Origin of the sequence: Cupriavidus sp. H19C3 (assembly GCF_049393815.1) — a bacterium.
Lineage (GTDB): Bacteria > Pseudomonadota > Gammaproteobacteria > Burkholderiales > Burkholderiaceae > Cupriavidus.
Genome location: NZ_CP184986.1, coordinates 181,135 through 195,668, shown reverse-complemented (window position 1 = coordinate 195,668; position 14,534 = coordinate 181,135). Strand labels below are relative to the sequence as shown.

The window sequence follows — 14,534 nt, the reverse complement described above, 5'->3', positions numbered from 1 at the left end:
ACGGCATCATGGCCGGTCCAGCCGCAATGTCAGGCATACGCCGTCGGCGTCCACATGTGCATCAAAACCGGTCTGCCGCGCCAGCGCCAGCATGGCGCCGTTCTCGCGCAACGCCACGCCATGCAGTTCGCGCGTGCCGTGCGCGCGGCGATACGCCACCATCGCGTCGAGCATGATGGAGCCGAGTCCGTGGCCCTTGCAATCCGAGCGCACGCATACCGCGAATTCCGCGCACTGGTTGTCCGGATCGGCAATGGTGCGGCATTCGCCAAGCAGTTCGGCGGCGCGCCCGTCCTGGGCCGGCCGCTCGATCACGAAACACATTTCGCGCGCGTAGTCGATCTGGGTCATGCGCGCGAGCTGGCTGTGCGGCGGGTTGCGCATCATGCAAAAGTAGCGCGTGTGCATGTCCTCGGGCGTGAGCGCCGCGAGGAACGCGCGATAGGCTTCCTCGTCGTCGGGACGCACCGGTCGCAGCCACAGCGTCTCGCCCTGCCATGCCACGGACCGCACCAGTTCCGACGGATACGGCAGGATCGCCAGGCGGTCTTGCGCGTCCTGGCCGGCGCGGCGGATCACGATGCGCGCATCGAGCGCGATCGCGCCGCTGGCGGTCATCAGCAGCGGGTTGATATCGAGTTCGGCAATGCCATCGAGCTCGCACGCCATGCGCGAGACCGCCAGCAGCACACCTTCGAGCGCGGCCATGTCGACCGGCGGCACCTCGCGATAGCCGCCGAGCAGCCGCGCGATACGCGTGCGCGACACCAGTTCCGCGGCAAGCAGCCGGTTCAGCGGCGGCAGCGCGACGGCCCGATCGGCGATACGTTCCACCGCGGTGCCGCCCTGCCCGAACAGCACGACGGGGCCGAACACGGGATCGGTGGCAATGCCGACGATCAGCTCGAAGGCATGCGGGCCACCGGCCATCCGCTGCACCGTAAAGCCGTCGAGGCGCGCGTGTGGCATCTGCTGGCTCACGCGGGCGCGCATCGCCAGCGCGGCCTCACGCACCTGTTCCGCCGATGACAGACCCAGTACCACGCCGCCGACATCCGACTTGTGCGAGATGGCGCGCGAGGCAATCTTGAGGGCCACCGGAAAGCCGAGCGCCGCCGCCAGCACGGCGGCCTCCTGCGCGTCCCGCGCGATGCGGGTGGTGGCGACCGGTATGCCGTACGCCTCGAGAACGCGTGCCGCGGCATCGGCCGGCAGTTGCGTATGCCCCGCCGCCAGCGCGGACTCGATCAGCGCGACCGCCGTGGCGCGGTCGGCGGCCAGTTGCGGCGCGGCCGGCGGGGTCTGCATCAGCAGACGCCGGTTACGTGCCTGCGTTACCGTCTGCAGGAAGCCGCGCACCGCCTGCTCGGGCGTGTCGTAGGTGGGCACGCCGGCCTCGCGGCAGATGCGCCGGGCCGCCTGCACGGCATCGCCGCCCAGCCAGCTGCTGAAGACGGGACGCGGTCCGCGCGCCTGCGCGACGAGGGCCGGCGCGATCTCGCGGCTATCGACGATCGCCGTGGGCGCATGCAGCAACAGGATCGCATCGACCTCCGGCGCGGCCTGCAGGATGCGCAGCGTATCGACATAACGCGCGATCGGCGCATCGCCGATGATGTCCACCGGATTGGCGCGCGGCCAGGTGGCCGGCAGCACGGCATCGAGCTGCGCGATGGTCTGGGCGGACAGGGTGGCCAGCGTACCGCCCGCGCGTACGAGCGCGTCGGCGGCCATCACGCCTGCCCCGCCGCCATTGGTGACGATGGCCAGCCGTTCGCCCAGCGGCCGGCCCGCGCGCGCGAGCGTCTCCACCGCATCGAACAGTTCTTCGGTGGTATCCACACGCAGCATGCCGGCGCGGCGGATAACCGCGTCGTACACGTCGTCGGCGCCCGCCATGGCACCGGTATGCGACGCCGCGGCCTGCGCCGATGCGGGGGTACGCCCCGCCTTGACCACGATCACCGGCTTGTTGCGCGCCGCGGCGCGGGCCGCCGACATGAACTTGCGGCCGCCGCGAATTGCCTCCACGTACAGCAGGATGGCGCTGGTGGCGGCATCCGCGGCGAGGTAGTCGATGACGTCACCCACGTCGACGTCGGCACTGTCGCCGAGCGAGACGAAATGGGAAAAACCGATGCCGCGCGCATTGGCCCAGTCGAGCACCGCCGTCGCGAGCGCCCCCGATTGCGAAACGAACGCGAGCTTGCCGGCCTGCGCGCTGGCATGCGCAAAGCTTGCATTAAGTCCGATGCCGGGTACCAGCAGCCCCACGCAGTTGGGGCCGAGCACACGCAACAGCGCCGGCCGCGCCGCTTCCAGCATGGCCTGACGGGTGGCGGCGTCGAGCCCCGCGGTCAGCACGATGGCCGCCTTGCAGCCGGCGCTGGCGAGTTCCGCGATCAACCCGGGTACGGTGGACGGCGGCGTGCAGATGACGGCCAGCTCCGGCGCCATGGGCAAATCGCCCACGCGCGCATGGCATGGCAGCCCGTCGACCACCTCGTGGCGCGGGTTGACGGCATGGATCGCGCCGGCAAAGCCGCCTTGACGCAGGTTCCTCAGCACGGTGGTGCCGACCCGGCCGGGCCGCATGCTGGCGCCGATCACCGCGATGGACGCCGGATGGAAAAGATGCTCGAGGTTGCGGATGGTCATGGGCGGCAGGGGAGCGCACGTGAGCGCGGTGTCGACCTCGCAACTATAGAAAGATGAGGCTCGCGCTCATTGATCCAGCGCAACGCCTGCGGCGCGTGGACTGCCAGTATGGAAGCGCGGGACGGGCAGCCATGTTCCCCGCGTTTTCATACAGGAGATCACCATGAGCAATATTCGTCTGTACGATCCATTCTCGATCGAGCCGATCGGCGACATGTTCCAGGGCATGATGCGCGCCTTGCGTGGCAACGGCGACGCCGGCCTGGCCTTCAAGGTCGACGTGACCGAGTCCGACAAGGACTACACCGTGGTCGCCGAGATTCCGGGCGCCAAGAAGGAAGACATCCAGGTGTCGGTGGAACGCGGCACCGTCATGATCGCGGCCAAGGTGGAAAAGGCCAGCGAGGAGAAACAGGGCGAACGCGTGATCCGCCGCGAACGCTACAGTGGCAGCATGCAGCGTGCATTCACGCTCGATACCCCGATCGACGAAGCGCACGTGGACGCCAGCTACGAAAATGGCGTCCTGCGCCTGACGCTGCCCAAGAGCCAGGCGACGCCACAACGCAAGATCGAGATTCACTGACTCCGGCGACTCCATCCGTGCTCCGCGCGGCAAGACGGTGTCGCGCGGAGACGCGGGGGCGTATTACAGGTATCGCTTGCACGTGTGGGGTGCAGGTATGGGGTGCAGGTATGGAGTGCAGGTATGGGGGTGCACGTATCCTGAGCCCATCGATAAGCGTATCGATCGCTTCGGCCGGCAAATCGACAAGCGGTCAGATCGCGGCCAGCGCCTCGACGTCGAACAGCTCGACATGCTTGCCATCGACGCGCAGGAAGCCTTCGCGCTGAAAGCGCGAGAACGCGCGGCTGACGGTTTCCAGCTTGATGCCGAGGTAGTTGCCGATCTCGTCGCGGGTCATGCGCAGGGTGAAATTGCGCGGCGAGTAACCCCGCTGCTGCAGCCGCCGGGACAGGTTGACCAGGAAGGCGGCGACGCGCTGTTCCGAGTTCATGCCGGACAGCAACGCCATCTGGCGGGCCTCGCGCACGATCTCGGTGCTGAGCATGCGATGGAAATGTTGCTGCAGCGGCTTGAGGTCGCGGCAGAGCGCTTCCATCGGCGCGAACGGAATCACGCACACGGCGCTGTCTTCGAGCGCGATCGCATCGCAGTCGTATTCGCCGTTGCTGATGGCGCCCAGGCCAAGCGTTTCGCCAACCATGTAGAAGCCGGTGACATGCTCGCAGCCGCTGGCATCGCCGGTGACGGTCTTGATGCTGCCCGAACGCAACGCGTAGAGGCTCTGGAACGGATCGCCGGCGCGGAACAGCGCCTCGCCGCGATGAACCATGCGCCAGTGGCTGACCACGGTTTCCAGCCGGCCGATACTGTCGTCACCGAGGCACGACGCCATGCACAGGTGCCGCAGCGCACAGGCCGAGCAACGCGCCTGGTGCCGGCACGTGGCCGCTTCGCTTTCCGGCGCCCGCATCGGTACCACCTTCATCCGTGGGGCAGGCATCTGCCCCCGCACTTCCGCTTCCTGATACATTTGCCCACCCCTATTTATGAAGGACCAGGGCTACCTGGACCTCCGGCGCATCGCCGCATTGAGTATGGGTGGAGTATGGTGGCCGGACGCCAGGAGATAAATCAGCCGTCGCTGAGCCCGATGTCGGCGCAGCGCTGGAAATTGTCAGTAAAGCCTGACAGGCACACGGGAGTTTGTCGGCGCCCGTACATGCCTCGGAGGCCACTCGGAGGGCACCTCGCGGTCCCCCGCAGGTCGCCCGACGGCGCTGCCGGCGCTACATTGGGGCCAGGCGCCACCAGCCGCCCGGCCTCGCCGACCCTCACGCGCCGACCCTCACGCGCCGGCAATCCGCAGCACGGCGGCACCGGCCAGGCGGCCGGCCCGCAGGTCGTCGAGCGCCGTATTGGCGTCGGCCAGCGCATAGGGCGTGACATGGACCTGCAGCGGAATGGCCTCGGCCGCCCGCATCAGCTCGTGCCCGTCGGCGCGCGTCAGGTTGGCCACGGAAACCAGGCGGCGCTCTTCCCATAGCAGGCGATATGGAAAGGACGGGATATCGCTCATATGGATGCCGCCGCAGACCACGATACCGCCCTTCTCGACCGCGGCCAGCGCGCGCGGCACCAGCCCGCCGGCGGGCGCGAAGATGAGGGCCGCGTCGAGCCGGTCCGGCGCATCGTGATCGCTATCGCCGGCCCAGGCCGCGCCGACGGCACGCGCCAGCTGCTGCGCGCCGTCGTCGCCGGCGCGGGTGAAGGCGTAGACCGTGCGCCCCTGCGCCACCGCGATCTGCGTCACGAGGTGGGCGGCGGCGCCAAACCCATAGATACCGAGCCGCCGCGCCGCGCCCGCCATGCGCAGGGTGCGGAAGCCGATCAGGCCCGCGCACAGCAGCGGCGCGGCCTCCGTGTCGCCGTAGCGGTCGGGAATGCGGAAGCAATAGTCACTGTCGGCCACCACGTACTCGGCATAGCCGCCATCGCGCGTATAGCCGTGGAACGCCGGCGCATCGCACAGGTTCTCGCGACCATCGCGGCAAAAGCGGCATTGCCCGCAGGTATGCCCGAGCCACGGTACGCCGACGCGCTCGCCGACGCGCAACGACGTGACACCGGCGCCGAGCGCGTCGACCCGCCCGACGATCTCGTGGCCCGGTATCAAGGCCGGCTTGGGCGCTGGCAGTTCGCCGTCGACCACGTGCAGGTCGGTGCGGCACACGCCGCATGCGGAAACCGCAACGCGTACTTCGCCTGGCCCCGGTTGCGGGACCGGGCGCTCCTGCGCATGCAGATGCGGGTTGGCGCCATCGAACACCATCGCCCGCATCGTCGCCGCCACTGTTCTGCCCATTGTCCTGACCATTGCCTGCTCCCGCGGATGGAACCGGTCTGGTTATCCCACGTGGCCGCGGCCACCGTCAATCGCGGCGGGCACTCCGATCTCGCCACGGCTTGACGTGCCTCAACGAGCGGCGTGCCGGCCCGGCTAGATTGGACATGTTTCTTACCGACGGACCGACATGGACCTCGCCAGCATCCTCGTCTACCTGGACAGCAGTCGTCGCAGCCACCAGCATATTGCCGCGAGCGTGGTGCTTGCGAGTGCGTTCGACGCGCATGTGCACGCGCTGCATGCGGATCCGGCCACACCGCACGACGGCCCGTCGAGCGACGCCGAGGTTGTGCGGCGCGCCTTTCTCGGCGTCATCGAGGATGCCCCGGTCGAAGGCAGCTGGCATGCGACTCACGGCGATCCGGCGCAACGGCTGGTGCACGAGAGCCGCGCGGTGGACCTGCTGGTGCTCGGCCAGCACACCTTTCTGGGCAAGGAAGGCGACAATCTGGCGGCGCTGGGCTCGTGCATTCTGGCGGCCGGCCGGCCCGTACTGGTGATTCCCGCGCATGGCTGGATTCGCGAACGACCCGGTCGCGCGGTACTGGTGGCGTGGAACGGCAGCCGCGAATCGACGCGGGCGCTGCGCGACAGCCTGCCCCTGCTGCGCCGTGCCGGTTCGGTCCAACTGGTCCACTTCCGCGAGCACAGCGCGCGCAACCGGTATGCGGATCACCAACCGGCGCATCACGAGACCCATCCAACGACCCACTACGAGACGCATACCGAGGCGCACACCGAGGCGCACCGACCGGCGGGCCACGAGCGTGGCTTCGCTGACCCCGCGCCGGGCCCTGCGGACAACGGCACGCGCGTCACTCAGGGTACATCGGTGCAATACGCGCTCGCGTGGCTGGCGCGGCACGGCGTCACCGCACGTGCGCTGACCTGTGCGCTCGGCGCCGGTCAGGACGCCGGCGATGCCATCCTGTCGCATGCCTCGGACACCGGAGCGGACCTGATCGTCAGCGGTGCCTACGGTCATGGCCCGTGGCGGGAAGCCGTGTTCGGCGGCGTGACGCGCACGCTGCTGCGCGCGATGACGGTGCCGGTCCTGTTCTCTCACTAGCCGGAGCGGCCTGCAAGCATGGACTACAAATCGATCCTCGTGGAAATCGGCGCCGACGATGGCTGCCGCGACCGGTTGCGTGCCGCCGCCGTGCTCGCCTTCCGCTTTGGTGCCCACCTCACCGGCGTGACCACCACCGGCGTGCGCGTCGGCCATGTCCGCGGCGTGGAAGACGGTGCCCGGCGTGCCGTGCTCGTGCACGAGCAACTGCGCGCCCAGGCGTTTGGCCATGCCAACCTCATGCGCGACATCATGGCCGAAACCGGGCATGCCGTGAGCTGGTCGCACGAGATGGTGGAAGACGATCCGGCCCGCGCGCTGACACAGCTGGCGTGCTCGGCGGACCTGCTGTTGCTGGCGCGCCGGCCGCCATGGTCGGGCATGCCGCCGCTCGTGGCGGACCCCGCGGAAGCCGTGCTGCTGGACTGCGGGCGCCCCGTGATGGTGGTGCCCGCCAACGCCCCGCCGCTGCTCGGCGGGCACGTGCTGATTGCCTGGAACGACAGTCCGGAAGCCGCGCGTGCGGTAGCGGACGCGCTACCGCTGCTGGGCCACGCCGCCATGGTCACGGTGGTGTGCGCCAGCGACGCCGGTGGTGCCGGGCCGATCGTCAGATACCTGGCCAGCCACGGTATCGAAGCCACCGTGCGGCCGGTGCCCGGCGCCGAGTCCGAGCCGCGTATGCAAGCCGCACACGCCTGCCGTGCCGCCCATGCCGCCCACGCCGCGCATGCCCGGCATGCGGAGCCCGGCGAGGCCCTGCTGCGCACGGCGCGCGCGCTCTCGGCCGACATGATCGTGGCGGGATGCTATGGGCATTCGCGCATGCGCGAACTCGCGTTTGGTGGCGTATCGCGGACGCTGCTGCAGCGGGCGACGCTGCCACTGGTGATGTCGCACTGAGGTCGCACTGGGGTCGCACCGGGGTCGCACTGGGGTCGCACTGGGGTCGCACTGGGTCGCACTGGGTCGCACCACCGAGGTCGCACCCCGAGGTCGCACCCCGAGGTCGCACCCTGAAACCAGTCAGCAGTCAGTGGCAAACCTGGTCAGCGGAAAGCGGCTCAGTGACACAGCAGGGTCGCCGCCGGCATCTCCCGCAACAGCGTATCGGTCACGCCGCCCAGCACTTCCTCACGCACGTGGCCCTTGCCATATGCGCCGCAGACGATCAGGTCCACCCCCCTGCGCCGGGCGAAGTCCAGCAGCAGATGACCGATATCCGCCGACGGCTCGGTCAGCAGCTCGGTCAGCGAGGCATGGATGCCACGCCGCGCCAGCCAGCTCACTGCGTAGGCACCAGGCGAGCTATGCAGGTCGCGATGTCCATCGGACCGCACGCAGTGCACCACATCGACCGATTGCGCGCGCTCGAGCCAGGGCAGCGCGTCCAGGATCGCCCGCGCCGACTCGCGCGAGCCGTTCCAGCCGATCATCACGCGCGTGCCGATGTTGGGAGTGGGCACATCGGGCGGAATCACGAGCACGGGCCGCCCCACGCCGATGATGGTGGAGGCCACGAGGCGGCGCGCCTGCCGGAAGGTCATCCGGTCACCGGGCCCCGGCTCGCGCGGCTGCCCGACAATGACGAGGTCCGCCAGGCGGCCCTCGCATTGCAAGGCCTCCTCCGGGGTGCCTTCGCCGACGCGCCAGTCCACCGGAAAGGTGGCAGCCTCGGTCGCCGCGTCGAAGGACTGGCGCGACTGTTCGCAATCGTCTGCAAGGCTGGAGGCGAAGGACTGGTACTCACGCGTGCCGTCGGCATGCCGGAGCACCCAGCCGGACTCGTTTGTACTGATGGAGAGTAGCCCGATCAGGGACGAGTGGAAGCTTTCCGCCAGCGCCACGGCACGCGCCAGGCGCACGGCGGTGGCCGTCCCCGCATCCACATGAACGAGCATTGCAGCAAAACGCATACTGTCGACCCCCGCATCCGGATTTGTAGTCATGCCATGGACTGTAGTAGGCCGCCGGCGATCGGACTTGAGAGAAATCAACCATATCGAACACCGGCATAAGGGCGCGTCGGGGCAGACGTCAATGACCACGTCGGCGGCCACCTCTTGCGACCACCTCGGCGGCATGGACGGCGGCGGATGTCCCTGCCGATGGCGCCGGTTTGACACATGTCAAGCTACGACGCGGGCATGACTCTATGCTGATCTACAAGCGCGGCCGGGACCGTCCCGTCGATACGCGGTCATCCACTCAGAGGGAGCACATCATGTACGAACGGATTCTGGTAGCAATCGACGGCGGCCCGTCGTCCGCGCTTGCGATCGGGCAGGCGACGACGCTGGCAAAAGCCTGCAACGCCGAAGTGAAGGTACTGTTCGTGGTCGACGACAGCGATCTGTTCTTCGAATCGAGCTACATCAACCCGGACGACGTCATGCGCGAGCTGTCCAACGCGGGTAACACCGCGCTGGCGGCCGCCGCGCTGCGGCTGGAGAATGCCGGAGTGCGCTTTCTGACCGAACTGGCGGAGCGGCCGGTCTCGCCGGGGCAGATCTCGGCGACCATCGTCGAGCGCGCGGAACGCTGGCCCGCCGACCTCATCGTGATGGGCACGCACGGCCGGCGCGGCTTCCGCCGCATGGTCATGGGCAGCGTATCGGAAGGCGTGGTGGCCAAGACCAACAAGCCGGTGCTGCTGATCCGCGGCGAGCCGTCGCCCACCGCGGGCTGACGCGCCTTTACAGCCCTTCCTCGTCGTTGAAGAGCTTGGCCTCGATGGCGTAGCGCACCAGGGCGGCGTCGCTACGCAACTGGAGCTTTTCCAGCAGGCGCATCTTGTAGGTACTCACGGTCTTGGCGCTGACGCATAGCGCCGCTGCGATTTCGGTCAACGACTCGCCCGCGACGATGCGCCGGAACACTTCCAGTTCGCGGTCAGACAGGCTTGCGTGCGGGGCATCGCCGGGCTGGGCCTGCAAACCCAGTGCAAGCTTTTCCGCCAGCGCGGGGCTGACGTAGGTACCCCCGGCCGCGACTTTCCGCAGCGCCTCGACCAGTTCCGTACCGGCGCTCTCCTTGGTCAGGTAGCCCGCGGCCCCGGCCCGGAAGGCGCGCACGATGTACTGTTCCTCGGCGTGCATGGTCAGGACCAGCACGCGCAGCGACTGGTGTTCTCCACGCAGCAGCCGGATCAGTTCCAGGCCATTGCGTCCGGGCATCGACAGATCGAGCAGGATGACATGGGCGGGGTGCTCGCGCGCCATCTGCGGCACCTCGGCACCGTTGGACGCCTCGCCCACCACCTCGAATCCCGAGGCGCGCTCCAGGATATGCCGCAAACCATTACGCATGACCGCGTGATCGTCGGCAATCAATACCCGAATCATGCGTGCGACTCCTTCTTGCCATAGTGATCGGGAAAACGGACCGACAACTCGAATCCATCTCCCGGTGCATGCCGTACCGCGACCGTGCCGCTGAGCAGCCGTACCCGCTCGCGGACACCGAGCAGGCCAAACGAGCGGCGTTCGGACGGGCGCGGCTGCCCGTCCCAGCCACGGCCGTCGTCGCGGACCGAGAGCAGGTATTCGTCGCCCGCCCGTGTCAGTGCAACCCAGGCGCGGCCCGCGCCGGCGTGCTGCACGACGTTGTTGAGCGCCTCCTGGACGATGCGGAACACCGCCGTTGCGGCCTGCTCGCTCACCTCGATATCGTCCGGCGCACTCGCCGTCACCGTAATCGCATAGCGCTGGCTGAAGTCCTTGGCCAGCCAGTCCAGCGCCGCGGCGAGGCCCAGTTCGTCGAGCAGTGCCGGCCGCAGGTCGGCGGCAATGCGGCGTACCGAGCCAACCGTGGCATCGATCACGCCGTGCATGGCGGTCACCTGGTCGAGAATGCGGTCCTGCAGGCCGACGTCGCGCAGGTCTGCCTCGAGCATGACGAGGTCCATCTTGAGCGCGCTGAGCCGCTGGCCGAGGTCGTCATGGAGTTCGCGCGCGATGCGGCGCTTTTCTTCCTCGCGCCCTGCCAGGATGCTGTCCGACAACTGCTGGAGTTCTTCCCGCGAGCGGCGCAAGGCCGCTTCCGCCTGGACGCGCTCGGTGGTATCGCGCAGCATGACCGTAAACAGCTTGCGTCCGCCGTCCAGCGTCTGCGAAATGGAGGCTTCGATCGGAAACTCGGTACCGTCCTGACGGAGCGCATACAGCGTGCGCTGCTGTCCCATCTGGCGATCCGACACCCCGGTCACGCCAAAACGGGCCACGTGCGTGGCATGGGCGGCGCGGAACCGTTGCGGGATGAAATCGCCCAGCGGGCGGCCGATCGCCAGTTCGGCGGAGCAGCCGAACAGGCGCTCGGCCATCGGATTGAAGAGCACGATGCGCTGCTCCTCGTCCACGGAAATAATGGCTTCCATCGCCGACCGGATAATGCCGGCCAGCCGGACCTCGCTCTGCGCCAACGATCGGGCGTCGTTTCGCTCTGGCGGGATGGCGCCAGTGAGGACATCCGCGGTCATCGCATGGCTCCCAGGTCATACTTCATGTTCGTAGAATTGTGATGTTTTGCCATGTCTCAGATGTTGTCAATTGTAATATCGTCGGGTGTCATCCTTCCCTGACAGCCGCCGGCTTGTCCCTGACATCGTTTCGCAGCCGCCCCGGACATCTATCGCGCGGCAAATCCGGGACACTGGCGGGTATGGCATCCCGTTCCTCCGACTTACCGCTCGCCATCGTTGCCGGCGACCTGGTGCTGATCCAGGCAAGATTGATACGTGTGTTGACACCGTACGTTCGAGTGCTGGCTGGCGCCCACGATACGGCGGCCTATTTGCCGCCCTACATGGATATGCCGGCCGATGTGCGGCCCCATATGGCGCCCCATATGGCGCCCCATATGGCACCCCGTATGGCACCCCGTATGGCACCCTATACCGCGCCCCGGACGCCCCCCACCGTGCCGCTTGCGGTCGACTTTATCTTTCTGGTCATCCGCAGCGGCGCGGCCGATGGCGTACAGCGTGTCCGCGCGGTCGCCGCCTCGAAGGCCAGCGCCGTGCTGGTGGTGGTCATGGCCCATACCGACGAATCGCTGCGCCGCACCTTTCGCAATGCCGGCGCCGATCATTGCTTCGATGCGGCCTTCGAATTCAATGACCTGTATGCGGCATTGCCAGCCCTGATGGGGCGCAGAGCGGCGCCACCCGACGGGGTCGCGGGCTAGGCGCCGCAGCGCGCGGCATTTTCGGAAAGGTCTCATTTTCCAGCTGCGCCGGACGGGCCAGAATGGGGCGTCGCCAATGCTTTTCGGTCCTGTCGCCATGTCCTCTTCTTCCCGGCCATCCCCTTCCCGGCCATCCCCTTCCCGGCCATCCCCTTCCCGGCAATCCCCTTCCCGGCAATCCCCTTCCCGGCCAGCCCCTTCCCGGCGATCCCCTTCCCGGCCATCGCCCTTCCAGCAATCCCCCTCCCCGGAGTCCTCTCCTTCGCCCCTTCCCTCGCCCCCCTCACCGTCCCCCTCACCGTCCCCTTCTCCGTCCTCCTCACCGTCCCCTTCTCCGTCCCCACCCAAGGCGCGGACTGGCCGCGGGCCCAGAAAGCCTACCGCCGCCGCGCGCCTGGTCGCGCTGTACGAGGACACGTTCAACGACCTGCTCAACCTCGGCACCGGTTGCCGGGCGCTGCTGGCCGACCCGGCCCACCGCGACGATGCCGACGGTACACGCGCCCGACTGCAGCAGATCGTTGAAAAGCTGGACCGCGCGGCAGAAGTGCTTCAGCGCTGAGCGCGCCGGTCCGCGCGCCGCCGGCGACGCGGCCGGTCCGGGCACCCAGGCCGCGCGGCCGCTGGTGCACCGAGGCGGCGCGGCCAGACCGCCGGTCCCGCCCGCGCCTCGCGCAGATCCGTGCGCCTGGCGTCCGGGCCCGGCTCGCTGGCCGTGTCCTGAATCTCCGACTTCGACCATTTACGCCATCCAGCGGGCGAACACCGCCAAAGCTGGCGCCATCGCGGACAACGCCGTGCAACCGGTCCGGCGGCTGCTCTATGCTGCCCATTCGAACAGTGCAACCGGGGAGATTCCATGCGAATCGCGAAGATACCGACGACGGTGGTAACGGGCTTTCTCGGCGCCGGCAAGACCACGCTCGTCAATCATCTGCTCAGGCACGCCGATGCCGGCGCGATCGGCATCATCGTCAACGAATTCGGCGAGGTCGGCATCGACGGCGGACTGATCGTCGCCAACGAGGAAGCGGTGGTCGAGATCAACAACGGCTGCGTCTGCTGCACGGTACGCGGCGATCTGGTTGCCAGCGCGGAAGCATTGCTGAACCGGCCGGGATGGACACCGGAGCGGTTGATCGTGGAAACCTCCGGGCTGGCCGACCCCGCGCCGGTACTGCAGACCTTCCTGGCGGATCCCACCATACGCGAACGCTTTGCGCTGGAGTCCGTGGTGACGGTGGTCGACGCGCATCATTTCGCCGAGCAGGTCGAGGACGACATCGCGCGCGAGCAGGTCGTGTTTGCCGATCGCATCGTCATCAACAAGGCGGATCTGGTCGACGCGGGCACGCTCGCGGCGCTCGACCGGCATGTCCATGCGCTGAACCCGGCGGCGGCGGTCGAGCGGGCCCGCCATGCGGAAGTTCCGGCCGAACGCCTGCTTGGCACGCGCAGCTTTTCCCTCGACCACCTGCTCGCCCTCGAGCCGGACCTGCTCGACGACGGCGCCCACGACCACGTGCATGACCGTTCGATCGACTCGTGCGCGTTCGTGGTGCCGGGCGACCTCGACCCGGCACGCTTCCAGCGCTGGGCCAACCAGCTCGTGCAGGCGCAAGGCCGCGACCTGATGCGCACCAAGGGCATCCTCAGCATCCGCGGCGAAGCGCGCCGCCTGCATTTCCACAGCGTGCACATGCTGATGGACACCGCCTTCGGCAAGCCATGGCAGGCCCAGGGCCCGCGCGAGACACGCTTCGTGGCGATCGGCCGCCATCTCGATCCCGCAGCCCTGCGCGCCGGGCTGGCGAGCTGCGTGGCCTGACGAATCCCGCCGCGGGCCAGGGCGGCTCGCCAATGTCGGACCATCCATCGCGGATTACCAATAAACGGGCGGCATGCACGCTCGCTTGTCGAGGAAGGAGAAGCCATGAGATTGCAACACCATCTGGGCGGACTGGAGAACCTCGGTCCCGTCAATGTCGAACCTCGCGTGTTCGTGGCGCCGTGGGAGCGGCGCATCTTCGGCATCCACACGGTCATGATGGCCGAGAGCGACCATCTGGCGGACGCCGTGCCCAGGTATCCGGTCAAGGAACTGCCGACGACGTTCCGCAATACGTGGACCTGGGCATCGCTGCGGACCGGTGCCGAAGGCATGCAGCCCTTCGCATACTTCAAGTACCGGTATTACGAGAAATGGCTGATGGGGATTGCACAGTTCTTTGTGGACCAGGGCTATATCACCGCCGCCGAGCTGGACACACGCACCGCGTTCTATGCCGCGCAGCCGGATGCGCCGTTGCCCGAGCGCCCCAATCCCGCCGTCCGGCAGCAGGTGCAGGCCTATCTGGCGCACGGCGATTCGCCCCATCACGCACGGCCGGGTCCGGCACGCTTCGCGGCCGGCCAGCGGGTGCGCGTGGCCGATCCCGCCGCGGTCGACCATACCCGCCTGCCGGGCTACCTGCGCAACAAGGCGGGCGTCATCGACGTGGTCTACCCCGGCGCCTACGCCTACTTCGTCTCGACCGGTGCCGACGGTATCGGCACGCCGATGCCCGTCTATCGCGTCGCCTTCCCCGCCGAGGCGATCTGGGGAACCGCCAAAAGCGAACCCGACACGATCGTCTACGCCGACCTCTTCGAGGCCTACCTGTGCGACAGCACGAACCAGTGAGATCTCC

Annotated in this window: 13 protein-coding genes; 7 read left to right on the top strand and 6 right to left on the bottom strand. The window is 68.1% G+C overall.

Features of this window, described 5'->3' with window-relative positions; all coding sequences use genetic code 11:
- Window positions 1-6: 6 nt before the first annotated feature.
- Entirely contained in the window at window positions 7-2,658 is a 2,652-nt protein-coding gene (locus DFLDMN_RS20385; RefSeq protein ID WP_423199690.1) for a bifunctional acetate--CoA ligase family protein/GNAT family N-acetyltransferase, read from the bottom strand.
- Window positions 2,659-2,821: 163 nt separating this feature from the next.
- On the opposite strand from DFLDMN_RS20385, the gene DFLDMN_RS20380 reads away from it, so the two are divergent.
- Window positions 2,822-3,244 carry an Hsp20/alpha crystallin family protein gene (locus tag DFLDMN_RS20380; protein ID WP_423199689.1) on the top strand — a complete coding sequence of 141 codons (423 nt, stop codon included), beginning with the start codon at window positions 2,822-2,824 and terminating at the stop codon, window positions 3,242-3,244.
- A 193-nt stretch (window positions 3,245-3,437) separates the two neighbouring features.
- Here the strand turns inward: DFLDMN_RS20380 and DFLDMN_RS20375 are convergent, their stop codons facing one another.
- Window positions 3,438-4,187 (bottom strand): helix-turn-helix domain-containing protein, encoded by a 750-nt coding sequence (locus DFLDMN_RS20375; RefSeq protein ID WP_423199688.1) that lies wholly within the window; start codon window positions 4,185-4,187, stop codon window positions 3,438-3,440.
- A 345-nt stretch (window positions 4,188-4,532) separates the two neighbouring features.
- Entirely contained in the window at window positions 4,533-5,525 is a 993-nt protein-coding gene (locus DFLDMN_RS20370) for a zinc-dependent alcohol dehydrogenase family protein (RefSeq protein ID WP_423200521.1), read from the bottom strand.
- A gap of 193 nt (window positions 5,526-5,718) precedes the next feature.
- Between DFLDMN_RS20370 and DFLDMN_RS20365 the strand changes: the two genes are divergently transcribed.
- Together DFLDMN_RS20365 and DFLDMN_RS20360 are read left to right on the top strand one after the other, a co-directional pair.
- On the top strand, window positions 5,719-6,660 hold the full coding sequence (locus DFLDMN_RS20365) for a universal stress protein (protein ID WP_423199687.1): 942 nt from the start codon (window positions 5,719-5,721) through the stop codon (window positions 6,658-6,660).
- Between the two features lie 18 nt (window positions 6,661-6,678).
- Window positions 6,679-7,563, top strand: a complete 885-nt coding sequence (locus DFLDMN_RS20360) for a universal stress protein (protein ID WP_423199686.1) — start codon at window positions 6,679-6,681, stop codon at window positions 7,561-7,563.
- Window positions 7,564-7,724: 161 nt separating this feature from the next.
- Here DFLDMN_RS20360 and DFLDMN_RS20355 read toward each other — a convergent pair whose 3' ends face one another.
- Window positions 7,725-8,576 (bottom strand): universal stress protein, encoded by an 852-nt coding sequence (locus DFLDMN_RS20355; protein ID WP_423199685.1) that lies wholly within the window; start codon window positions 8,574-8,576, stop codon window positions 7,725-7,727.
- Window positions 8,577-8,884: 308 nt separating this feature from the next.
- Between DFLDMN_RS20355 and DFLDMN_RS20350 the strand changes: the two genes are divergently transcribed.
- Window positions 8,885-9,349: a universal stress protein gene (locus tag DFLDMN_RS20350; RefSeq protein ID WP_423199684.1), complete on the top strand. Its 465-nt coding sequence runs from the start codon at window positions 8,885-8,887 to the stop codon at window positions 9,347-9,349.
- 7 nt (window positions 9,350-9,356) lie between these two features.
- Here DFLDMN_RS20350 and DFLDMN_RS20345 read toward each other — a convergent pair whose 3' ends face one another.
- A complete protein-coding gene (locus DFLDMN_RS20345; protein ID WP_423199683.1) occupies window positions 9,357-10,004 on the bottom strand; it encodes a response regulator in 648 nt (215 codons plus the stop codon).
- Window positions 10,001-11,137, bottom strand: coding sequence for a PAS domain-containing sensor histidine kinase (locus DFLDMN_RS20340; protein ID WP_423199682.1), 1,137 nt, complete (start codon window positions 11,135-11,137; stop codon window positions 10,001-10,003). The genes DFLDMN_RS20345 and DFLDMN_RS20340 overlap by 4 nt, the downstream gene beginning before the upstream one ends.
- Before the next feature lie 182 nt (window positions 11,138-11,319).
- Here DFLDMN_RS20340 and DFLDMN_RS20335 point away from each other — a divergent pair, with 182 nt between their 5' ends.
- From DFLDMN_RS20335 to nthB, 3 genes are all read left to right on the top strand, one after another.
- Complete coding sequence (locus tag DFLDMN_RS20335; RefSeq protein WP_423199681.1) at window positions 11,320-11,844, top strand: hypothetical protein; 525 nt, start codon at window positions 11,320-11,322, stop codon at window positions 11,842-11,844.
- An 859-nt stretch (window positions 11,845-12,703) separates the two neighbouring features.
- Window positions 12,704-13,672, top strand: a complete 969-nt coding sequence (locus tag DFLDMN_RS20330; protein ID WP_423199680.1) for a CobW family GTP-binding protein — start codon at window positions 12,704-12,706, stop codon at window positions 13,670-13,672.
- 105 nt (window positions 13,673-13,777) lie between these two features.
- The gene (gene nthB, locus DFLDMN_RS20325) at window positions 13,778-14,527 is read left to right on the top strand and encodes a nitrile hydratase subunit beta (RefSeq protein ID WP_423199679.1); all 750 of its coding nucleotides are present in this window, start codon (window positions 13,778-13,780) and stop codon (window positions 14,525-14,527) included.
- The last annotated feature ends 7 nt before the right edge of the window (window positions 14,528-14,534 follow it).

What these genes read in the sequence shown, in the direction of transcription:
- DFLDMN_RS20385 (WP_423199690.1), bottom strand. Translation starts at nt 2,658, where the DNA reads ATGACCATCCGCAACCTCGAGCATCTTTTCCATCCGGCGTCCATCGCG.
- DFLDMN_RS20380 (WP_423199689.1), top strand. Translation starts at nt 2,822, where the DNA reads ATGAGCAATATTCGTCTGTACGATCCATTCTCGATCGAGCCGATCGGC.
- DFLDMN_RS20375 (WP_423199688.1), bottom strand. Translation starts at nt 4,187, where the DNA reads ATGCCTGCCCCACGGATGAAGGTGGTACCGATGCGGGCGCCGGAAAGC.
- DFLDMN_RS20370 (WP_423200521.1), bottom strand. Translation starts at nt 5,525, where the DNA reads ATGCGGGCGATGGTGTTCGATGGCGCCAACCCGCATCTGCATGCGCAG.
- DFLDMN_RS20365 (WP_423199687.1), top strand. Translation starts at nt 5,719, where the DNA reads ATGGACCTCGCCAGCATCCTCGTCTACCTGGACAGCAGTCGTCGCAGC.
- DFLDMN_RS20360 (WP_423199686.1), top strand. Translation starts at nt 6,679, where the DNA reads ATGGACTACAAATCGATCCTCGTGGAAATCGGCGCCGACGATGGCTGC.
- DFLDMN_RS20355 (WP_423199685.1), bottom strand. Translation starts at nt 8,576, where the DNA reads ATGCGTTTTGCTGCAATGCTCGTTCATGTGGATGCGGGGACGGCCACC.
- DFLDMN_RS20350 (WP_423199684.1), top strand. Translation starts at nt 8,885, where the DNA reads ATGTACGAACGGATTCTGGTAGCAATCGACGGCGGCCCGTCGTCCGCG.
- DFLDMN_RS20345 (WP_423199683.1), bottom strand. Translation starts at nt 10,004, where the DNA reads ATGATTCGGGTATTGATTGCCGACGATCACGCGGTCATGCGTAATGGT.
- DFLDMN_RS20340 (WP_423199682.1), bottom strand. Translation starts at nt 11,137, where the DNA reads ATGACCGCGGATGTCCTCACTGGCGCCATCCCGCCAGAGCGAAACGAC.
- DFLDMN_RS20335 (WP_423199681.1), top strand. Translation starts at nt 11,320, where the DNA reads ATGGCATCCCGTTCCTCCGACTTACCGCTCGCCATCGTTGCCGGCGAC.
- DFLDMN_RS20330 (WP_423199680.1), top strand. Translation starts at nt 12,704, where the DNA reads ATGCGAATCGCGAAGATACCGACGACGGTGGTAACGGGCTTTCTCGGC.
- nthB (WP_423199679.1), top strand. Translation starts at nt 13,778, where the DNA reads ATGAGATTGCAACACCATCTGGGCGGACTGGAGAACCTCGGTCCCGTC.